This is a genomic window from Phocaeicola sp. HCN-6420 (assembly GCF_037890145.1).
Lineage (GTDB): Bacteria > Bacteroidota > Bacteroidia > Bacteroidales > Bacteroidaceae > Phocaeicola.
In genome coordinates this window covers 1-20,163 of the sequence record NZ_JBBKBJ010000019.1, presented here as the reverse complement: position 1 = coordinate 20,163, position 20,163 = coordinate 1, and the positions used below count along the sequence as shown (strand labels likewise).

At 43.5% G+C, this 20,163-nt stretch carries 18 protein-coding genes and 1 riboswitch; of the genes, 13 read left to right on the top strand and 5 right to left on the bottom strand.

Translation table 11 applies throughout. The features are described 5' to 3' along the window. Positions 1–23 precede the first annotated feature (23 nt). On the top strand, positions 24–1,379 hold the full coding sequence (locus WKT12_RS11360) for an MFS transporter (protein WP_340319743.1): 1,356 nt from the start codon (positions 24–26) through the stop codon (positions 1,377–1,379). 190 nt (positions 1,380–1,569) lie between these two features. Here the strand turns inward: WKT12_RS11360 and WKT12_RS11355 are convergent, their stop codons facing one another. Beyond that, complete coding sequence (locus WKT12_RS11355) at positions 1,570–2,622, bottom strand: DUF4831 family protein (RefSeq protein WP_021970761.1); 1,053 nt, start codon at positions 2,620–2,622, stop codon at positions 1,570–1,572. Between the two features lie 9 nt (positions 2,623–2,631). Further along, positions 2,632–4,149 carry an NAD(P)H-hydrate dehydratase gene (locus tag WKT12_RS11350; protein ID WP_340319742.1) on the bottom strand — a complete coding sequence of 506 codons (1,518 nt, stop codon included), beginning with the start codon at positions 4,147–4,149 and terminating at the stop codon, positions 2,632–2,634. A 100-nt stretch (positions 4,150–4,249) separates the two neighbouring features. Between WKT12_RS11350 and hpt the strand changes: the two genes are divergently transcribed. The 9 genes from hpt (at position 4,250) to WKT12_RS11305 (ending at position 10,646) form a co-directional block, all read left to right on the top strand. Then, positions 4,250–4,786: a hypoxanthine phosphoribosyltransferase gene (gene hpt / locus WKT12_RS11345; protein WP_021970759.1), complete on the top strand. Its 537-nt coding sequence runs from the start codon at positions 4,250–4,252 to the stop codon at positions 4,784–4,786. Between the two features lie 30 nt (positions 4,787–4,816). After that, entirely contained in the window at positions 4,817–5,386 is a 570-nt protein-coding gene (locus WKT12_RS11340; protein WP_021970758.1) for an adenylate kinase, read from the top strand. A 171-nt stretch (positions 5,387–5,557) separates the two neighbouring features. Then, complete coding sequence (gene obgE, locus WKT12_RS11335; protein ID WP_021970756.1) at positions 5,558–6,742, top strand: GTPase ObgE; 1,185 nt, start codon at positions 5,558–5,560, stop codon at positions 6,740–6,742. After that, positions 6,742–7,548: a peptidoglycan editing factor PgeF gene (gene pgeF / locus WKT12_RS11330; RefSeq protein ID WP_021970755.1), complete on the top strand. Its 807-nt coding sequence runs from the start codon at positions 6,742–6,744 to the stop codon at positions 7,546–7,548. Before obgE ends, pgeF begins: the two co-directional genes overlap by 1 nt. Positions 7,549–7,621: 73 nt before the next feature. After that, positions 7,622–8,293, top strand: a complete 672-nt coding sequence (locus WKT12_RS11325) for a B3/B4 domain-containing protein (protein ID WP_021970754.1) — start codon at positions 7,622–7,624, stop codon at positions 8,291–8,293. After that, positions 8,293–8,919, top strand: a complete 627-nt coding sequence (locus WKT12_RS11320; protein ID WP_021970753.1) for a M23 family metallopeptidase — start codon at positions 8,293–8,295, stop codon at positions 8,917–8,919. The genes WKT12_RS11325 and WKT12_RS11320 overlap by 1 nt, the downstream gene beginning before the upstream one ends. 23 nt (positions 8,920–8,942) lie before the next feature. Continuing rightward, positions 8,943–9,134, top strand: a complete 192-nt coding sequence (locus WKT12_RS11315) for a hypothetical protein (RefSeq protein WP_021970752.1) — start codon at positions 8,943–8,945, stop codon at positions 9,132–9,134. Positions 9,135–9,191: 57 nt separating this feature from the next. Next, a complete protein-coding gene (locus tag WKT12_RS11310) occupies positions 9,192–9,734 on the top strand; it encodes an outer membrane beta-barrel protein (protein WP_021970751.1) in 543 nt (180 codons plus the stop codon). Positions 9,735–10,031: 297 nt separating this feature from the next. Continuing rightward, positions 10,032–10,646: a porin family protein gene (locus WKT12_RS11305; RefSeq protein WP_340319740.1), complete on the top strand. Its 615-nt coding sequence runs from the start codon at positions 10,032–10,034 to the stop codon at positions 10,644–10,646. 92 nt (positions 10,647–10,738) lie between these two features. Here WKT12_RS11305 and WKT12_RS11300 read toward each other — a convergent pair whose 3' ends face one another. Next, a complete protein-coding gene (locus tag WKT12_RS11300; protein WP_294595088.1) occupies positions 10,739–11,917 on the bottom strand; it encodes a phosphoribosylaminoimidazolecarboxamide formyltransferase in 1,179 nt (392 codons plus the stop codon). A 66-nt stretch (positions 11,918–11,983) separates the two neighbouring features. Further along, positions 11,984–12,194: riboswitch (cobalamin riboswitch) on the top strand. Between the two features lie 154 nt (positions 12,195–12,348). On the opposite strand from WKT12_RS11300, the gene WKT12_RS11295 reads away from it, so the two are divergent. From WKT12_RS11295 to WKT12_RS11285, 3 genes are read left to right on the top strand one after another with little or no spacing between them, the layout of a single operon-like run. Further along, the gene (locus WKT12_RS11295; protein ID WP_340319760.1) at positions 12,349–14,346 is read left to right on the top strand and encodes a TonB-dependent receptor plug domain-containing protein; all 1,998 of its coding nucleotides are present in this window, start codon (positions 12,349–12,351) and stop codon (positions 14,344–14,346) included. Beyond that, on the top strand, positions 14,346–16,319 hold the full coding sequence (locus tag WKT12_RS11290) for a YncE family protein (RefSeq protein ID WP_340319739.1): 1,974 nt from the start codon (positions 14,346–14,348) through the stop codon (positions 16,317–16,319). The genes WKT12_RS11295 and WKT12_RS11290 overlap by 1 nt, the downstream gene beginning before the upstream one ends. 41 nt (positions 16,320–16,360) lie before the next feature. Further along, positions 16,361–17,119, top strand: a complete 759-nt coding sequence (locus WKT12_RS11285; protein ID WP_340319738.1) for a DUF4465 domain-containing protein — start codon at positions 16,361–16,363, stop codon at positions 17,117–17,119. A gap of 550 nt (positions 17,120–17,669) precedes the next feature. Here the strand turns inward: WKT12_RS11285 and WKT12_RS11280 are convergent. Then, positions 17,670–18,530, bottom strand: coding sequence for a hypothetical protein (locus WKT12_RS11280; protein WP_340319737.1), 861 nt, complete (start codon positions 18,528–18,530; stop codon positions 17,670–17,672). Between the two features lie 2 nt (positions 18,531–18,532). Further along, a complete protein-coding gene (locus WKT12_RS11275; RefSeq protein WP_340319736.1) occupies positions 18,533–19,501 on the bottom strand; it encodes a hypothetical protein in 969 nt (322 codons plus the stop codon). Positions 19,502–20,163: the final 662 nt, after the last annotated feature.

The following is a 20,163-nucleotide window of genomic DNA, read 5'->3' as shown; positions in this document are numbered from 1 at the left end:
ATATAAAAATAAATAAAAAATAGATGAAAGAACAGAATCTCAAAAGACTGAATGATTCCCGGGCTATCCGCTGGGGAGCATTGGCTATCGTTGCTTTCACAATGATGGCTGCGTATTACGTAAATGATGTTGTTGCACCGTTGAAGACGATGCTTGAAACCGATTTGAAGTGGGATAGTAGTGAGTTTGGACTCTTTACGGGGGCATACAGCTTTCTGAATGTTTTCTTCCTGATGTTGATATGGGGTGGACTGATACTTGACCGTTTTGGTATTCGCTTCACCGGAAAACTGGCTACCATACTGATGGTGCTGGGTACAGGAGTAGAATATTATGCCATGACTGGCATGGCAGATGCTACCGGTACGATATTGGGATATAAGGTAAGTGTATTCGTGGCATCGGCTGGTTACTCTGTCTTTGGTGTGGGAGCAGAAGTTGCGGGTATCACCGTTACCAAGATGATTGCAAAATGGTTCCGTGGAAAGGAAATGGCTACAGCGATGGGTGTTCAGGTTGCGCTGGCTCGTGTGGGTTCGCAGGCTGCCTATGCAGTGGCTATCCCGATGGCGCGTGCTTACGATATTACAACTCCGGTACTGGTCGGACTGGTATGTCTGGTAGGTGGTTTGATTGCTTTCTTTGCATTTTCTGTATTGGATAAGAAGCTGGACCGTCAGATTGAGGCTGAAGTGGACAATTCTCCGGAAGAAAAATTCTCGTTCAAGGATGTTGCCAAAATTCTTTCTAATCCGGGTTTCTGGTTGATTGCCTTGCTTTGCGTATTGTTCTATTCATGTGTATTCCCGTTCCAGAAGTTTGCTTCCGAATTGATGATCAGTAAATATGGCATCGATGAAAGTGTTGCCGGATTCTTTGCCGGACTTCCTGCTTTGGGCGCTTTGTTCCTTACTCCGGTATTCGGTGGAATGGTCGATAAACGTGGTAAGGCTGCTTCTATCATGATGCTGGGTGCTGCCATGCTGATTGGGGTACATTGTATTTATGCACTGCCTTTTGTTACCAGTTCTTTGGTAGCCATCGTGCTGATGATTATACTGGGTGTTGCTTTTTCGCTGGTACCTTCTGCCATGTGGCCTTCGGTTGCCAAGATATTCCCTGCTCATCAGTTGGGCACTGCTTATGCATTGATTTTCTTTATTCAGAATATCGGATTGTGGGGTATACCTACTTTGATTGGTGTTGTGCTGGATAAATATTGTATTGTAGGAAAGGTAAATGGTGCGAATCTATACGATTATACGTTGCCGATGTGCATCTTTACAGGTCTTGCAGTGCTGTCATTGATAATCGCCTTTGCGCTGAAAGTAGCCGACAAGAAGTTCGGATACAAACTGGAAGAGGCTAACATAAAATAATTGCTTTTGGATTATAAGCAGGAAACGGACTGTTCCTGAAAAAATGATTGATAAAATACCTCTGCAGGTGGACTTCTGCGGAGGTGTTTTTTTTATGTGTAAGGCTTTATCGCAGAGAAAAAAAGTAATGGGGCTGTACCGAGGATTAATTGACGGTGCAGCCCCATGACTTTTTTTAGTATAATTGGAATCAGTCTTTTTCTATCTTCAGAATTGCTCCAGTTGCCGGATTGAATACAACGCGTGTATTGATTTTCTTATTGAACAGGTCATTAACCAATACTTCAGTTGAACCGAATTGGGTAACGGGCAAATCGTTTTCGAAATATTTCTTTCCCTGATAGCTTACAGAAACATGTCCTTTTCCTGGAATGTTGTAGATGGCTCCTTCGGGTTTTTTCTTTTTCTTACCGTCGTCGGTTGCGGCTGGCAGCGGAACTGTGCTGTTGATACTGATATATATCGGGTCACCTGCCAGATTATCGGTAGACAAAGCTCCCAGTAAGCGAGAAAAACGTAAGACGATTTTATCTTTTACATTGTCTTCTGGAGTGACACGGACTGTAAATACCTTGTCTTCACGGTCGGTTGTTCCGGCAAACATTTGCGTCAGTGCCTTTTCCTGCTTGTCGAGATTGTCGATAATCAGTTTCAAGGATGCTCCGTCTTTAGGCATCGTGTCAGCTTGTCCACGCAGAATCAAGTTCTTGCTTTCGCGTATATTGTAGATTTCCTTAGCTGTAAGTTCCGCCATCTTTGCCGTAGAACCTGCCATCAGAATTTCCTCTGTCATGTACTTGCGTGTACTTTCGTGAGGAAGAGGCTTTTCCAATTCGTAGTCTTGCTTTTGTTCGTACTCTTTCGGGAACGTAGTGTTTATGGCTTTGGCAATGCCGTCTTCAGTCAGTTCGATGTTAGACAGTACACTTTTGTCCTTCAGTTTAATGATATATGCCTGAGTGGAATCGGGTACTCCGGCCGAACGAACATCAATTTGTTTAATTTCCCAGTACGTTTCAGGCTGGGGATTTACGTTGTTCATGCGCAGGTAACGATTGGCATACTGGCATAACTCTCCCGGCTGGTAGGTGATGCGTGTAGCAATAATGTTGACTTCCAGTGCAGTCTTAGGCAGGAAGTATACGATTCCTTCATCACTGCCCGGAGTGTATATGTTTATGTCTTGTGCTGCAATATGTGCTGAACATGCCAACAACCCCAATGCAATAATCGTTCTGTTCATAATAGTTTGTTATTTAGTTTCTGTAATATTTTTCCACGCTTCAGGCAAAGCTTCAATGATGTCACTTGCTGTCATGCTGATTTCTCCTGCTCGGTAGCGGGCTATATCGCCAGCCAGGCCGTGTACATATACCGCTATGCGACAAGCATTTTCTGGTGCATAACCTTGTGAAAGCAGGGCAAGAATGATACCTGTCAATATATCGCCGCTTCCTCCGGTTGCCATGCCCGGATTACCTGTCGGATTGAAATAACAGTTTCCTTCGGGAGTGATGACAACGGTATAGGCGCCTTTCAGTACAATATAGCATTGCAGGTAGGCAGAAAGTTCTTTAGCCTTTGTCAGTCGTTCGAAGCTGTTGTTGCATCTTCCGATAATACGTTCCAGTTCTCCGATATGAGGTGTCAGGATGGTACGTTTCGGGATGCGGTTCAGGTAATTGCGGTGCGTGCTGAATATATTCAGAGCATCGGCATCGAGTACCAATGGTATGAAACATTCTTTCAGTTGGTCGAATGTAGCAAGTGCGGTTTCTTCTTCTTGTCCCAGTCCCGGACCGATAGCAAGTGCCTGGAAGTTGTCCAGGTCTACGGGTTCGGCAAAGTAAAGTTCATGCACGTCGTTCTGTACCATAGCTTCGGGAACGGTGGCTTGCACAATATCATGGTTGCGCACAGGAGTGTGGACAGTCAGCAGTCCGATGCCCGAGCGCAGGCAAGCGCGTGCTGCAAGGACGGAAGCTCCTGCCATACCGTATGAACCGGCAATCAGCAGCCCGTGTCCGAAATTACCTTTATGCGCAAAACGTCCGCGTGGTTTTATCATCTGGCGTATGTCGTCAGCTTCGGTTATGGTATAGGGAGTTACTGCTTCTTCGATGAAAGTCTTATTGATGCCGATATCCAGTAATTTCCATTCGCCTACGATATCTTCGTTTTCGGGGAAAAGGAAGGAAAGCTTAGGCAACTGTATGCTTAATGTAAGATCGGCACGGATAATGTTCTGGCGGATATTGTTTGAATTGTCTTCTCCCATCAATCCTGAAGGGAGATCGATGGAAACGACGGTAGATTGTGATGCGTTGATATATTTCACGACCGATGCAAATCCGCCACTTAACGGTTTGTTCAGACCGGAACCGAAAAGTCCGTCTACTACAATATCGTCTTTGGTCAGTTTTGGAGGATCGAAGCTGGTACTGATTTCGTGGTAATTGGAGAAACCACATTCCTGTAAGCGTTGTACGTTCTTCATGCAGTCGTCCGATAATACACCGGTGATGTTGAACAAATAGACTTCTACAGTATAGCTTTTCTGGAACAGCATACGTGCCACGGCTACGGCATCGCCACCGTTATTTCCTGAACCTGCAAATATAACAATGCGATGGGATTTATCCCAGCGGCGGCAGATTTCTTCAGTAAGCAGTGAGGCTGCTTTCTCCATCAGATTGATGGAAAGTATGTTTCCTTGGGCGATAGTATAAGCATCCGCCTCTTTTTGTTGAGTGCAACTAAGTATTTTCATCTTTATTCTCAATAGCTATTTGTCGGTAAAAGTACGAAAAAAGTATAGAAGTTTGAGGGATAATTCGTATTTTTGTCCCAATTTTATAAAGTTATATATTATGAGTGTAATTCAGATCAAAGATAAACGCTTTAAGACTTTTATTCCTGAGGAGAAGATATTAACGGAAGTTGCCCGTGTGGCTGACGAAATCAATCGTGATTTATCTGGTACTAACCCGCTTTTTATAAGTGTACTGAATGGCTCGTTTATGTTTACCGCCGATCTGATGAAGCACTTGACTATGCCTTGTGAGGTGTCTTTTGTGAAGCTGGCTTCGTATGCAGGTACGTCTTCCACAGGAAAGGTGAAGGAACTGGTAGGCCTGGGCGATGACATTACCGGACGTACAGTTGTAATTGTTGAAGATATTGTCGATACGGGACTTACTATGAAGCAGTTGGTAGAAACGCTTCGTGCACATAATCCGAAAGAAATCAGAATCGCTACATTGCTGGTGAAGCCTGATAAACTGAAGGTGGATCTGGATATTCATTATGTAGCAATGAATATTCCGAACGATTTTATCGTTGGATATGGACTGGATTATGACGGATTGGGACGTAACTACCGTGACATTTATACAGTGATAGAATAATTATTCATAAATTAAATAAAGGTAAGAAAGATGTTGAACATTGTAATTTTCGGTGCACCGGGTTCAGGTAAAGGAACTCAGAGTGCTCGTATTGTAGAGAAATATGGCTTGAACCACATCTCTACTGGTGACGTTTTGCGTGCAGAAATCAAGAATGGTACAGAACTGGGTAAGACTGCCAAAGGATATATCGATAACGGTCAGTTGATTCCGGATGCTTTGATGATTGATATTCTGGCTAGCGTATTCGATAGCTTCAAAGATAGCAAAGGTGTTATTTTCGATGGTTTCCCACGTACAATCGCTCAGGCTGAGGCTCTGAAAGAAATGTTGAAGGTTCGTGGTCAGGAGGTTTCTATCATGCTTGATCTGGAAGTACCCGAAGATGAACTGATGACTCGTCTGATTAAGCGTGGACAGGAATCAGGTCGTGCTGACGATAATGAAGAAACTATCAAGAAACGTCTGGTAGTTTATCATTCTCAGACTGCTCCTCTGATTGACTGGTATAAGAATGATGGTAAGTATTGCCACATCAACGGTCTGGGCTCAATGGATGGTATCTTTGCAGATATTTGCACAGCTATCGACAAACTTTAATTAAGTGACATAAAAACGGAGAATGCAGGAACTTCCGTTTGGAGGTTTCTCGTTCTCTTTTTTAATAAATAGTAGTGCGGAACAGACTGAGAGGATAGTCTGTGAACCGTATACTTTTCAGAAGGACCGTTTGACTGACGGTCGGCTTTTTTAATTTTTCAAAGAAATATTATGGCTGAATCGAATTTTGTTGATTATGTAAAAATCTACTGCCGCTCCGGTAAGGGAGGGCGCGGCTCGGTACACATGCGCCGTGAGAAATATATGCCCAACGGAGGTCCTGACGGTGGCGACGGTGGTAGAGGAGGTCATGTTATCTTGCGGGGAAACCGCAATTACTGGACTTTGCTGCACCTGAAATATGAGCGTCACGTGTTTGCTGAACACGGAGGAAATGGCTCGAAAAACAAGAGTTTCGGAAAAGATGGTGCCGACAAGGTTATTGAAGTACCGTGCGGTACTGTGGTATACAATGCCGAAACAGGCGAATATGTGTGCGACATTACCGAAGACGGACAGGAAGTCATTCTCTTGAAAGGAGGGCGTGGAGGACTGGGCAACTGGCACTTCCGTACAGCTACTCGTCAGGCACCGCGTTTTGCGCAACCTGGTGAGCCGATGCAGGAGATGACTGTTATTTTGGAATTGAAACTATTGGCAGATGTCGGTCTGGTTGGCTTCCCGAATGCCGGAAAGTCGACTCTTTTGTCTACCGTATCAGCTGCACGTCCGAAAATTGCTAATTATCCGTTTACTACACTGGAACCTAATCTGGGTATCGTATCTTATCGTGACGGCAAGTCGTTCGTCATGGCTGATATCCCGGGTATCATAGAAGGTGCAAGTGAAGGTAAAGGACTTGGACTTCGTTTTTTGCGTCATATTGAACGCAACTCGTTGTTGTTGTTCATGGTTCCCGGCGATTCTGATGATATCCGTCGCGAATATGATATTTTGCTGAATGAGCTGGCTAAGTTTAATCCGGAGATGCTCGACAAGCAACGGGTGCTTGCAATTACGAAGTGTGACATGCTGGACGAAGAATTGATAGAGATGCTGACACCGACATTGCCCGAAAATATACCTCATGTATTTATTTCGTCTGTTGCCAATATGGGCATTCAGCAGTTGAAAGATATCTTGTGGGAAGAATTGAACAAAGACAGCAACCGTTTGGAAGGACTTCGTCAGGCATCTATCGTGCACCGTGCGAAAGATGTAACCAAGCTTCAGGAAGAGTTGAAGGAAATGGGTGAGGATGAGGACTTCGATTATGAATATGAGGATGCTGACGATGATGAAGATTTTGACTACGAGTATGAGGAAGTAGATTGGGACGACGAACCGCAGAAGTGATGATTCAGTATTCAAACGATAAAAGAATGTTGGAGTATGGTTTGATGAAATCGTACCCCGGCATTTTTTGTTTTTCCACAACTCGCCATGGCGGGTATAGTACAGGAAAGTATGCTTCCTTTAATTGTAATAGTTACTGCGGAGATACACAGGAGAATGTTTTGGCAAACAGACAGTTATTGTGTGATTTGCTGCCGGGCACAGAAAAGGAATTGATTATACCGCATCAGGTGCATCGTACGGAAGTACGGATTATCGATCATGAATTTCTTGATAGGCCGGAAGCAGAAAGAACCTCATTGCTGGAAGGGGTGGATGCACTGGTAACTGATGTCTCTGGAAAATGTATCTGCATATCAACAGCCGACTGTGTGCCTGTGATGTGTTTCGATGTGAAGCATCGTGTTGTTGCTGCAATACATGCAGGCTGGCGAGGGACGGTTGCTCGTATCGTTACCAGAACTTTGGAAATTATGAGTTGTACTTATGGGACTCAAGGTAAGGATGTGATAGCATGTATTGGCCCAAGTATATCGCTGGAAGCTTTCGAAGTGGGCGATGAAGTATATGATTGTTTTAAACAGAGTGGTTTTGATATGGAGCATATCGCTTTCCGTAGTGACAAATGGCATATTGATTTGTGGGAGGCGAACCGATTGCAGTTACTTGATTTTGGAGTATTACCTTCGAATATTGAGATAAGTGGCATTTGTACCTGGAAAGAAAATTCGGATTTCTTTTCCGCGCGCAGGCAGGGTATTGCTTCGGGACGTATTCTTTCAGGTATTATGTTGGAGTCTGTTTAATTGTACAGTCTATTTTTGTCGTAGTTTGTATTGAACAGGAGTTTTGTTGAAGTAATAATAAAATCAGTATACAATGAAGAAATTAACCATAGAAGTATCCGATGAGCTGAAGCATGCATGGCCTCAGTTTCGTGGAGCTGCAGTTTTTGCTACGGTAAAAAATACAGCATATAATGAAGAGCTGTGGAAACGTATCGGGGAGTTTACAGCTTTGTATCGCTCTAAATATACAACCGACTCCATTAAGGAAATGCCGGCTATTCAGGCAACCCGACAGGCTTATAAGAAATGTGGGAAAGATCCTAGTCGTTACCGTCCTTCTTCGGAAGCTCTGTGTCGTCGTATATTGAGAGGTATTCCTTTGTATCAGATAGATACATTGGTAGATTTGATTAATCTGGCTTCAATATATAGCGGACATTCCATCGGAGGCTTCGATCTGGACAAGATACAGGGCGATCGGCTGGTATTAGGTATCGGTAAGGCGGGAGAACCTTATGAGGGAATCGGTCGTGGCGAGCTGAATATAGAAGGTATGCCGGTATATCGTGATGCTGTAGGGGGTGTGGGAACTCCTACCAGCGATAATGAACGCACGAAGATAAGTGAAAGCACCACACATCTGCTTGCTATTATGAACGGATATAGTGGAAGTGAGGGGCTGGAAGATAATGTTAATTATATGATTGGCTTACTGAAAGAGTTTGCCGATGCCCAGGATGTTGAACTTGTATTTTTTGAGTGATGAAACGAATAGTACGAGCTGGATTGTTACTGTGTGGATGGTTGGGATGTATATTATCTGTATATGCAGCAGAGCCTGATCCGAAAGGATTTTCGGTAATGGAGCGCAACCATATTCGTGTAAAGACTCCTGAGCTTTTTGCTAAGGGGAATAGTTTTGAAATTCATTTAGAGAACCTTCCGGATTCAGCATTTTGTTTTCCATTGCCAAAAGGAAAGGTGATATCTGCATATGGAGCGCGAGGTGGACATAGTGGATCGGATATAAAGACTCGTGCGAATGATACCATTCGCTGTGTCTTCGATGGGATAGTACGTATGGCAAAGCATTATGGCGGATATGGCAAGGTCGTTGTTGTGCGGCATGCTAACGGGCTGGAAACCATTTACAGTCATAATTCGAAGAATTTGGTAGCTGTTGGTGATACGGTAAAGGCCGGACAACCTGTCGGGCTGACAGGACGCACCGGGCGAGCTACAACAGAACATTTGCATTTTGAAATAAGGGTGAACGGACAACATTTGAATCCGAGTATTCTTTTTGATATGAAAACGGGAACTCCTTTAAAGCGTACGCTTGTGTGTACCAAGAATGGAAATCATGTAAAATTAGTACCGAAAAAATAAATTAAAAGAAAAAGGTAAAATATATGGATATAGAGAAAATACTTACAGAGGGAATTGTCTTTAAAGGAAGCAAGTCGCCTTCGGCAAAGAAGGAAGATAAGGTAAAGACAAAGGCGAAGAAAAAAACGTATATTACTGGACTGCATGGCTCTGGATCGGCTAAAATGAAAGCAGAATATCGCCGCAGACGGGCTAACCGTCATAAGAATGGATAAGGCTAATAACGTAGCACTAGACATATTTTGTATAACTAACTAATTTTTTATGTAATCATGAAGAAAATTTTAATGCTTGTGGTTGTGTTGATGGCTGCTTTGTCGTCGTATGCACAGGAAATGTATTTGGGAGGTGGTATCAGTCTTTGGAGAGATTGTGATGCCGACATTAATACATTCTCGATTTCGCCTGATTTCGGTTATAACTTGAATGAACGTTGGGCTATAGGTGGAGAGTTATCGTATTCTCATAAGGGTACTACATCTTATGATGATGAGCATGCAAAAATATCCTCACATATAAATAGTTTTGCGATAGCTCCGTATGCTCGTTATTCTTTCTATGAAAACAAAATTGTACGTTTGTTTATCGATATGGGTTTAGGCTTTTCTACTTCAAAAGCTGAACATGGAGATGCTGTGAATGGTTTTGAAATCGGTTTGAAGCCGGGGCTGGCTGTTAAGTTAAATCATAGCTTCAGCTTTATCACTAAAGTTGGTTTTGCTGGTTATCGTGATGATTATTTCAAAGGATCTGATGGCTTTGGCGTAACTCTCGAGGGAGAGAATATTTCTATCGGTATCGATTATGAATTTTAATGCAACCTTTTTAAAGGTATAATCAGGCAAGAAAGTCTGTATGGGTTGTATAACCGTTGCCCCTGTTGTATATTTTGTTCGATTCATACAGCAGGGGTAATTTATTTTCAGTTAGGAAAGAACAAGATGTAAAAAAGTCGGATATTATAGTCATTATGGTTGTTTCGTGATTCTTTTTCCAAAATTTAGATTGTGAATGTTGAGTGATATGCTTATATTTGTTTTTAGAAGCTTTTTCTCAATGACCTTAATTGGAATAAGCGTATCTTATTTTCTCAACAATAAACAGTCTTGACTATGAAAAAACTGTATCTCTTAGTATTATGTGTTCTGTCGGCAATGTTTGTCAACGCACAAGAAACAATGTGGAATTTAAAAATTGGTTTAGGAGCTTCTTCGTGGATGGGAGATGGTTATGGACCGGCAAAAGCTTTGTTTAACCAGCGTATCGGAGTCGGGGTGGATATACCACTTACAGGATGGGTGTCTTTTCAGACAGGGTTAAACTGGACTTCGAAGGGTGCAAAATATTCGTTGATGGGTGATACGAAGCAAACTGTCAACCAGAATTATTTTGAAATGCCGATTTTGGCTGCTTTTCATATAGGAACTCCTAAAAACTTTGATGTTGTGATAGCCGGAGGTGGGTACATCGGTTGTGGTATTGTAGGTAAAACTGAACAGAAAACGGATGATGTTACTTCGTCCTGGGCTACTTTCAATGATGCTTGTTTGAATAATGTGAAAATATGGGATGGTCTTCGTCGTTTCGATGCAGGTATACAAGCGGGTGTGAACCTTGATTTCCGTCATTATCTGGTAGGTATAGAAGGTGAATTTGGTTTGGCTCGTATGTGGAAACACGGACCTCGTAACTTGGCTATTTTCGCTACGGTAGGATATAAATTCTGAGTGAAGGAACAGATAAACAAAAAGGCGGACAACAACCGGAAAAAGAGTGCCGGTGTTGTCCGCCTTTATCGTTTGTGAGTTATTGCGGTTTATTAATGGTGGAACAAGCGGATACCTGTAAATGCCATGGCAATACCATATTTGTCGCAAGTAGCGATTACATGATCATCACGTACGGATCCTCCTGCCTGTGCAATGTATTCTACACCACTTTTGTGAGCACGTTCAATGTTGTCACCGAAGGGGAAGAATGCGTCTGAACCCAGTGAAACACCTTTCAGTGTATTCAGCCATGCACGTTTCTCTTCGCGAGTCAAAACTTCCGGCTTTTCGGTAAAGAACTGCTGCCATACACCGTCGGCAAGCACATCGTCATGCTCGTCGCTGATATAAACATCGATGGTATTGTCACGGTCGGCACGACGGATTTTTTCTACCCATGGCAAGTTCAGAACTTTCGGATGCTGGCGCAGATACCAGACATCTGCCTTGTTTCCAGCCAGACGGGTACAGTGGATACGGCTCTGTTGTCCGGCTCCGATACCGATAGCCTGTCCGTCTTTTACGTAACATACGGAGTTCGACTGGGTATATTTCAGTGTAATCAGGGCAATCATCAGATCGCGGCGTGCAGATTCGGGGAAGTTCTTATTCTGAGTAGGAATGTTGGCAAACAGATTGTCACCGTTCAGCTTGATTTCGTTACGTCCTTGTTCGAATGTAATACCGAACACATCTTTGTGTTCTATCGGTGCAGGACGGTAGGACGGATCTATCTTGATAATATTGTATGTACCCTTACGTTTGCTTTTCAGTATTTCCAGCGCTTCGTCTGTATAGCCCGGAGCAATCACTCCATCGGAAACTTCACGGTGAATGAAACGGGCGGTAGCTTCATCACACACGTCGCTCAGTGCGATGAAATCACCATATGAAGACATACGGTCGGCTCCACGGGCACGTACGTATGCATTTGCCAGCGGAGAAAGTGGAAGATCGTCTACGAAGTAAATCTTTTTCATCGTATCGTCCAGTTCCAGACCGATGGCTGCACCTGCAGGGCTGACATGCTTAAACGAGGTTGCGGCCGGAAGTCCGGTAGCTTCTTTCAGTTCTTTCACTAACTGCCATCCGTTCAGTGCATCCAGGAAATTGATGTATCCGGGACGTCCGTTCAATACTTCGATAGGCAGTTCTCCTTCTTGCATAAAAATACGTGCCGGTTTCTGGTTAGGATTACAGCCGTACTTCAATTCGAGTTCTTTTGCCATAATTTATATGTTTTAGTTGCTTGTCTACAAAATTACGGAATATTTTCGGCTTATTGAAAAAACTTTCTACCTTTGTGACGCATTGGTTCAAAAGGTTATCTCTTTTTCACTGGATAATCTGATGATTAAAAGGGAATCAGGTGCAAGTCCTGAACAGTCCCGCTGCTGTAAATTCCGTGTATATTGCAGGCAATCGCTTAAGCCACTGGAATGATTTTCCGGGAAGGTAGTCTGCAATAGGAATGAGTCAGAAGACCTGCCATGCATAGTTTCTTCACAGCTTTCGAGGAAAAAGCGTGGGATGATCTGTCGGTACATATTCTTTCTGTTCACCCCGATGCTTTATTTTCGTAAGCGATGCAGAAGCGGAGAATCCGTTGGCTGTAATTATAATGTATGAAAAAATGAGGTATATCGTATGTAGTTGGATAATGCTGGTCGGGTTTGCAGCGAGATGTTATGGCGGGCAGGATGTAGATACCACGAAGGTTTATTACATACCGGAGGTGGTGGTGTCCGACCGTTACCAGACGCGTGAAGTACGTTCGGCCGCTCCTCTCCAGATTTTTTCCCGTGAGGAACTGAAAACGCTGAATGTGATGCAGGTGTCCGATGCCGTGAAACATTTTTCGGGAGTAACGGTAAAAGATTACGGGGGGATAGGAGGACTGAAAACGGTTTCCATCCGAAGTCTGGGAGCACAGCATACGGTAGTGGGATACGACGGGATTGCTGTAACCGACTGTCAGACCGGTCAGGTGGATATCGGGCGTTTTTCGTTGGAGAACGTAGACCGTCTGATGTTAAGTAACGGGCAAAGTGATCAAATTTTTCAGCCTGCCCGGTTCTTCGCTTCGGCTGGAGTTTTAAATATCCAAACACTGACTCCTGTTTTTCATGACGATAAGCCGACAAATCTCAGTGCTTCGCTGAAATCGGGCTCGTGGGGATTGCTGAATCCTTCGCTCTTGCTGGAGCAGAAGCTGGGAGCGAAATGGGCACTGACGGCCAATGCCGAATGGATGTCGTCCGACGGGCACTACCCTTATACTTTATATTATGGCGATGAAGGCGATCAGTCCAGCCGTGAAAAGCGTAAAAATACCGATGTACAGACCTTTCGTGCTGAGGCCGGCTTGTTTGGTAATTTCTCCGATACGGAACAGTGGAGGCTGAAGGCTTATTATTACCAGTCATCTCGTGGACTTCCCAATGCGACTACACTGTATTACGATTATTCCTCCCAGCATTTATGGGACAAGAATATGTTTGTCCAAAGCCAGTATAAGAAAGAGTTCAACCGTAAGTGGGCCTTTCAGGCATCGGGTAAATGGAACTGGATGTACCAGCATTATCTGGACCCTGATTATAAAGGAACTACCGGACAGAGTGAAAACAGTTATTTCCAGCAGGAGTATTATCTTTCGGCAGCCGTACTTTTCCGTGCGTTGGATTGTCTTTCTTTTTCTCTTTCGACCGACGGAAGTGTTAACCGCATGAACTGCGACTTGAAAGATTTTGCCAAGCCTGTACGCTATTCGTGGCTCACCGCGCTGGCGGGCAAATATGTCAATGAGTGGATGACACTTTCGGCTTCTCTGTTGTCGACAGTGGTTTATGAGGATGTAGCCAAAGGTAATAGTGCCGGAGGGCATCGGAAATTGTCCCCATATGCCAGTGTATCGTTTAAGCCGTTTGCTTCCGAAGATTTTCGTATTCGTTTTTTCTATAAAGATATTTTCCGCTTGCCGAGTTTCAATGACTTGTATTACGGACAGACAGGGAACATTCGTCTGAAACCGGAAAATGCCAGTCAGCTGAATGTCGGGCTGACATACAGCAAGCATGTATCCGACTGGCTTCCTTATGTTTCGGCTACGGTGGATGCTTATTCCAACCGGGTGACAGATAAGATAGTGGCTATACCTACCAAGAATCTGTTTATCTGGAGCATGGTCAATCTCGGTAAGGTCGATATAAAGGGAATAGACTTTACGGCAAGCCTGAGCATACAGCCGGTGGAAAAGTATGTGCTGACTCTGTCGGGAAATTATACGTACCAGCGGGCATTGGATGTCACCAATCCGGATCTTTCTACGCTGGAAGGAAAGACCTATAAGCATCAGATTGCGTATACACCACGTGTTTCGGGCTCCGGACAGGCCGTACTCGAAACGCCGTGGGTCGATTTGTCGTACTCCATGCTGTTTTCGGGCAAGCGTTATGCACTGGGACAGAATATAGCCAAGAACCGGTTGAATGGATATACCGATCACAGTGTGTCTGCCCGTCGCGGTTTTCGATGGGGAAAGACTGATATTTCCTTGTCAGTCGAGGTACTGAATCTGGCAAATAAGAATTATGAAATTGTGAAAAACTTCCCGATGCCCGGACGGTCTTTCCGTATCACGGTCGGGGTTAAATATTGATGTGCATGAAGAAGCTGGTTTTTATAATATGTTCGCTGGCTCTCCTGTTTGCCGGTTGCGACGATCTGGAAGATAAACCTTATGTGGCAGGTGAGGCGAACGGGGTAGTCGAGGATTACGGAACGGCGGAAATGTATATATTGAACGAGGGACTGTTTAACCTGAATAACAGTACGCTGGCAAGGTATTCGTTTCAGACGGGGACTTGTTCGTACGATTATTTCCGTGCGCTGAATCATCGCGGGCTGGGAGATACGGCCAATGACATGGATATTTACGGCAGTAAGTTGTATATAGTTGTGAATGTTTCAAGTACGGTAGAGGTAGTAGACCTTCAGACAGGGCTTTCCATCAAACAGATTCCGATGCTGACCGATAATGGTAGTTCCCGTCAGCCTCGTGCTATTACTTTTGAGGAAGGAAAGGCCTATGTCTGTTCTTACGATGGAACAGTAGCCCGTATCGATACGACTTCGCTGGAGATAGACGGCATCACGGAAGTGGGTCGTAATCCGGAGGATTTGTGTGTGCAGGACGGTAAACTTTACGTTTCCAATTCTGGAGGATTGGACTGGGCTGGGATAGGAGTAGACCGTACGGTTTCTGTTGTCAATCTGTCGACCTTTACAGAAAGCAAGAAGATAGAGGTCGGTCCCAATCCGGGGAAAATATTGGCTGGTCCTGATCATAGTGTGTGGGTTGCCACTCAAGGCGAACAGATAGAACAAGGCGACTATAAGCTGGTGAAGATAAACACGCAGTCGGATGTAGTGGAAAAGATATATGATGAGCCGGTCATGGACTTTGCCTTCGATTACAACACGGCTTATCTCTATAATTACGATTACGCTACCGGACAGACGGCCTTCAAGGTTTTCAATCTGACTACAGGGGAGGTGGTGAGAAGCCAGTTCATCACCGACGGTACTCGGATAGAGCGTCCGTTTTCCATTCAGGTGAATCCGTATAGCAGTAATATATATATCACAGAAGCCTACAATTATCAGGTAGACGGTGATTTGTTGTGCTTCACACCTGAGGGTGAGCTCATGTTCCGTTTGAGCGGGGTAGGGTTGAACCCGAATACCGTACTGTTCCGCGATGAGGCAGCCAATGTCGATACGCCGGAGAATCCGGATGATTCGGACGGGATGGCTGCCTATGCCGATAAGGTGCTCGATTATGTTCCGGCACCTACGCAGTATATGAATACGACTACTACGGCTTACGTTGAAGGTTTTACGACCAAACAGCAGGTATTGGACTATGCCACCGAGCGGCTTCAGAAGAAGTCCTTGTTATCGTTGGGGGCATATGGAGGATATATCGTGTTGGGCTTTTCTCAGCCTGTGCCGAATGTCGCCGGAGAGTACGATTTCAAGATTTACGGTAACGCCAACTACAATCCGAATGCCTGGCAGGATCGTCTGGGAGGAAGTGCCGAACCGGGTATCGTACTGGTGTCGAAAGATGAGAACGGCAACGGTCTGCCCGATGATACGTGGTATGAATTGGCTGGCAGTGAGTACGGAAAGAATACGGAAATTCGTAATTACGAAATAACCTATTATCGTCCTGAGCCCGAAGATGCGGATGTGCGCTGGACGGATAATCAGGGAAACGAAGGCTATGTGTATCGGAATACGTTCCATCAGCAGGCTTCGTATTATCCGCTTTGGGAAGAAAGTGACCGCTTGACGTTCCGTGGAACTCGTCTGAAAGACAATGCCGTTGATGAAAATGGAGTTTGGGTAGGCTATGCTTACGACTGGGGGTATGCCGATAATCACCCTAACAGTACGGAAATGTCGAAGTTCAAGATAGACTGGGCGGTAGATGCCCAGGGTAACAAGGTAACTCTCGATGAGATTGATTTTGTGAAGATTTATACGGCAGTCAACCAATATTGCGGACAGATAGGAGAGCTTTCTACCGAGATTACCGGAATAGAGAATTTGCATTATAAGAAATGAACAGTAAACTATATTTATTCATTTAATTAATTAAACGACAGATGAAAAAGTTATTTTTTGTTTTGTACGCATGCTTATGCGTAGGATTGTGGAGTTGTAGTGATGATGAAACACCAACAGTGCCTGAGAAGCAGGATGTGGTAGTTAGTTTCGAAGACAAGCTGACAGAAGCTAATACGGCGTTTGCTCCCACAGAGGGTGAACAATACAATGACTGGTATAAACTTACATCGTTTACAGACAGTAAATCGTTGGTTAAGTGTAACAGCTATTTTAGCGACACTTGGGGATTCGGCGGCGGATTTACATATACCAATACCACCGATGTAACTACTCCGGGCTATTTAAATCTCAGTGCTATAACAGGTAAGGGTAAAGAAGGTAGTGTATATCTTACCGTAGCATTGTCGAATCCTACACAATTGGATAACTTGCAGACAGATAAGTATCAGTTCAAGGGTGCTTACATTACCAATACGACTTACGATTATCTGGCAATAAAAGATGGAAACGATGGCAGTGGAGTGGTAAAAGGTCCCTTTACCGATGGAGATTATTTTACAGTAACAGCTATCGGTCATGATGCTTCTGGTGAAGAAGTCGGAAGAAGTACTTTCTATCTGGCAGACTATCGCGATGGAAAGAGTTCGGTTGTAAATACTTGGGAATGGTTCGACTGGACTCCGCTGGCAGGTGCTGCTTATGTTACTTTCGAGATGGAATCTACCGATACAGGAGAGTATGGCATGAATACTCCGAACTATTTCTGTCTGGATGGTATTACATTGACTGAAAAATAAGGTTTTATCTTCCTTACTCTAATTAGGAGGGTGACTGTATGTCAAAACTGACTTTTGGTAAAGATGGGGTTCTGCTTTTAAGACGTAGGCAACTCATGATACCAAGAGAAAGGGAAAATGGTCCAAACCAAAGTGATCTTCCGGAAAATGACGGAATAGCTACAGGGACCTGAAAGGGGGGCCGTCTTAACTTACTAAAGTAATAATCGTATAGATTGAAACTTAATAGTAAAAAATCTCCTGCTTTTAGCCATATAAATAAACGAAGGCTAAAGCAGGAGGTTTGTTTGTTGTAACTTATAGATTGTTATTGCTGTCCGATAAAAATTGTCAAACCACTAATCATACTCTGATATCAAACTGACTACGTAACAACTTCAGTAAAAGGGTTTGGCATCGTCTTTTCTTTTGCCTTTGAGCTGTACCGCTCTTAGCCATCTTGGTTAGGCAACAGACTCTTAATCAGCTTTTTTTGTTTTTCAGGTTTTCGGTCTTTAAGTCAAGTTTATCTATGCTAAAATGGAGTGATTGCTGTCATTTATTAGGCAGATCATTTTTCGGAAAGCGGTTCCGCATAAATGCGAACTGTTGGCCAACTGTCATCAATCCGAAGCTGTACGATGCGTGTCTGTTCTGTTTCCCAAATAGCCAGAGGAGTTGCATAGTCAGGATGATAATCAAAATCGGTTGTATATGCTTCTGTCAGTTCGGGGGAATTTCTGTCAATGGAAGGAGTACCGTATATTCTTGTTATGTAGCGGTAAAGTGCCTCAGATGATTTTTCGTAGAATTCCTGTTCGTCTTCGCCGGCAGAATTAAATACGTAAAGGTTCCACCCTGGCACACCATTGTCGGACAACTGATTATAATATGTCAATTCGAAGTTGTTGTTGAACAGGTTTACGGTACCAGTTCCCGTCTGCCCTGTTTCATCGGGAAATTCGTTCCATTTCCAGCCTAAAAAGTCTTTTGTAACGACTTGCAGGTCGAGTGTATCACTTCTGAAGGTTTCTTTTTGGTCTTTATATCCTGCCAGATATGTTTTGTACTCGCCGGGATAATAAAAGCAGTGACTCCATTGGAAAAACTTTTTATTCTGTTCCATGATACAGAATGAGTGGAGATTTTTGTCTTTATCTTCTACTATCCACGCAATTGAATCAAACTGATGGGATATGTCCAGCATGGAAACGGTACGATTGAACGAAATTGAAAAAACGGTCAGATCCAGCAAGTTGCAGGTTGTCTTATCCGTATGTAACTGAAAGGTCAGACTTCCGTTTTCCGGCGTTTCTGTTTCAGGGTTTTCACTGTTCCCTGTATTGCCTGTGATTTCGGATAATTCAGTGCTCTTTTCACATCCACATAAGGTGATGAGGCACAGCATAGGTAGTAATATCGCTTTCTTCATGCTCATAATGCTGTTACAAATTCATATCTTGTATATTCTGTAAATGAGTTGTCTTTGCTTAGTTCCAGATAAACCTTTCCTGAATCTTTTGAATAATAAAAACGGAAATAGAGGAACAGAGGATCATTGCCATCGGCTGGTTTTATTAATAAACTTCTGTTGGGGAGCAAGATAGACATCAGACCTTGGAAGCTGGCATATTTGTTATCTTTCTTATAGTAGATAAAGTAATCATCATCGGTTCGTTGGTAAAGCTCGATGGTGGAAAAGTTTTCATCTTCTTCGTTAATGACGCCATCCTGTGAATAGACGGACTTCCATTTGCCATAGAACGGACTGGCATGGTTGAATTCTCCGTCGCCTTGTATTGTCAGTTTCTCTGCATCCGCCTGACAGATGAGGTCTTTGGTAGTCATATTGAATAGCAGTTGGATGCCGTCTTTGGTCCTGAACCACGAGTATTTCTGACTTTCCCAAATACCGGAAGCATTGAAGGTGAAACATTCGGCACCGCCATCAGGAGCGAAAGTATAATAGAAAGTAGAGCCGGTAAAATGGTTGTGTGCGTCAGTTGCAAGCCAGGAACCGATAACGGGACAATCGAGAATATACGACAGCTGGGGATTTTTCAACTGAAGAGTTGCTCCATAAAACGAATAGTTACAATCTTTTATGGATTTGCCGTTGTCAAAATCAATGTACAATTGATTGTTGGAACAGTACCATTCCAGTGTACCGTCATCATAAGACCCTTTGCCGTTTTTTTCGAAAATGAGCGTCTGGGAAAAATCGCTGTCATTGCCCGAAGCATATTTCCACTTACCCTCCAGTTGCCAGTCGTAGCTTTTGGTAGTATTTTCTATTTCCTCTCCGCCGGGAGCGTTGGAGGGAGTTTCACTGTCGTTGCAGCCTGGCAAGCAGAACAGGCTGAAACATAGTAGCATACTGCTTAATGCATATTTCATGTTCATATTGAGTATTAGTTTAAATTCGAGATGGGGGGATATTAAGTTGATTGTATGATATTTCTTTCTGATGTTGTAATAATTTTTATAGATTCTGCGTGAATCTGTCTTTTCTGTATTGCTTTGTTCTTAACTTTTGTAAAGAGTGTTTCGTAATTAAATTGTTCTACTGACAAAATTAGTGAAATGTTTTTTTTAGAGAAATTATTTACTCTTTAATTAGGGCGTTTGGAGGTGTTATTGAACATTGTTTATCTTAATTTTCCAGAATTTGATTTAGTATTTTTTTGCTACTTCAGTACAATCTTTGCCGTTTGTGGCAGAGTCTGTTCGGTCGGAATCTTAAGAATGTGGTGAAACTTGATGCTTTTTGTGATGTAAATTCCCTTCCTACTTTTAGCTTTTTTGTGAAAATTCTGCCGTTTGTGGCAAAGTTTGTTCGGTTTGAATCTTAAGATGCGGTGAAATCTGGTGCTTCTTTGGGTGTGGATTCTCTTCAAGTTTTTAGTTTTTTTGTGGGAACTCTGCCGTTTGTGGCAAGATTTGTTCGGTCTGAATTTAAGATGTGGTGAAATTGGGCACTTCTTGTAGTGTAAATTTCCTTCCTACTTTTAGTTTTTTTGTGGGAACTCTGCCGTTTGTGGCAAAGTTTGTTCGGTTTGAATCTT